This is a genomic window from Giesbergeria anulus (assembly GCF_900111115.1).
Taxonomy (GTDB): Bacteria; Pseudomonadota; Gammaproteobacteria; order Burkholderiales; family Burkholderiaceae_C; genus Simplicispira; species Simplicispira anulus.
Window position 1 is genome coordinate 1 of the sequence record NZ_FOGD01000032.1, and the last position, 1493, is coordinate 1493.

At 46.8% G+C, this 1493-nt stretch carries 2 protein-coding genes; one reads left to right on the plus strand and one right to left on the minus strand.

Annotated features, from left to right (window positions below; translation table 11 throughout):
* Positions 1 to 13: 13 nt before the first annotated feature.
* The gene (locus BMX55_RS16310; RefSeq protein ID WP_143059707.1) at positions 14 to 268 is read right to left on the minus strand and encodes a hypothetical protein; all 255 of its coding nucleotides are present in this window, start codon (positions 266 to 268) and stop codon (positions 14 to 16) included.
* 17 nt (positions 269 to 285) lie between these two features.
* On the opposite strand from BMX55_RS16310, the gene BMX55_RS16630 reads away from it, so the two are divergent.
* The coding region (locus BMX55_RS16630; protein WP_245751529.1) for an MCP four helix bundle domain-containing protein at positions 286 to 1493 on the plus strand (1208 nt) is incomplete at its 3' end.

Here is a 1493-nt window from a genome sequence, read left to right on the forward strand (position 1 = left end):
TGCCCGAAGCACGTCAGATATGGGCGATACGGAAATTGACGAAACCAAGTTCACCAAGTTCTGAAAGGCAGCGCCATGAACCAACTCGTCCCAGCCTATGCCAATATAACCGGACAAGGAACTCAGCAGTCATTCTTAAGGTTAACAGTTGTTTCGTTACATTTAATGGCTTATTTAACATAAAAATCATTAAATAACGTATGCGAGCTTGTACGGCGTTGCCTTTTTGCAAAAAGTCTGGAGAAAGATTTTGAATAATATGACTCATGCCTATAAGGTGAAAAAATGACGGTCGTAAAAAGGTTGTACTTGCTTATTAGCTGTTTTGCGCTGGGCTTAGTGCTTGTTGCTGGCTTGGGCATCTATCAGACGGATCGTGTCTATGCGGCTGCCAACTTTGGCAATGACAACACTGTGCCTGCACTGATTGCGTTAGATAAGATCAGTGCTGGTGTTGCACAAACCCGAATAGGCATTTACCGCCATGTCTTTTTGGGCACTGATGCCAACACGATGGCTGCCACTGACCGGCATCTTGAAGAGTCTGAGAGAAAAGTGTTTGCGGCCTTGAAAGAGTATGAGGCAACGATTGCAGATAGTGAGGATAAAAAGCATTTTGATAAAGTATCTGCCCTGTTTAAAGATTATGTCACTGCTTCTTTACCCTTGTTGATAAGTTCGCGTGCCAACAAAAAGGAAGAAGCGCAGGAGCTAATTTCTTCTATGACAGATAAGGGCCTAAAGCTCGAAAATGCTATTGCTGAACACATCGACTATAACGTTAAACTTGCAGGCAAAGCCTTCGCAGATGCCAGAGCTATCCAGTCCTCGGCTACCATTTTGGCAATAATTGTTTCTGCCATCACTCTAGTGGTGGTGATTGCGTTGAGCTTATTTATTCTTCGTGTGCTAATGAAACAATTGGGTGGTGAGCCAGCGCTGGCTACCGAAATTGCGAACAAGATTGCAAAGGGTGATATGTCCACCACTATGGTGTTGGCAGCAGATGACAGCACCAGCTTATTTTCAGCCATGAAGCGCATGACCGAGGCGATTCAAACTATGACCACTGATGCCACTATGCTATCCAAAGCGGCGGTGGAGGGAAAACTGGCTATCCGCGCTGATGCCACGAAGCACCAAGGAGATTTCCGCAAAATTGTCCAAGGCGTCAACGATACGCTGGACGCAGTGATTGGCCCACTTAACGTGGCGGCCAAGTATGTCGATGACATTTCCCGTGGGGCTATTCCGGTCAAAATTACTGACAACTATAACGGTGACTTTAATACACTGAAGAACAACCTGAACACCTGCATTGATGCGGTCAATGCGTTGGTGGCTGATGCGGCACGGCTCTCCAAAACTGCTGTCGATGGTAAATTGTCCACCCGTGCCGATGCCAGCCAACACCAAGGTGATTTCCGCAAAATTGTCCAAGGCGTCAACGATACGCTGGACGCAGTGATTGGCCCGCTCAATGTGGCGGCCAA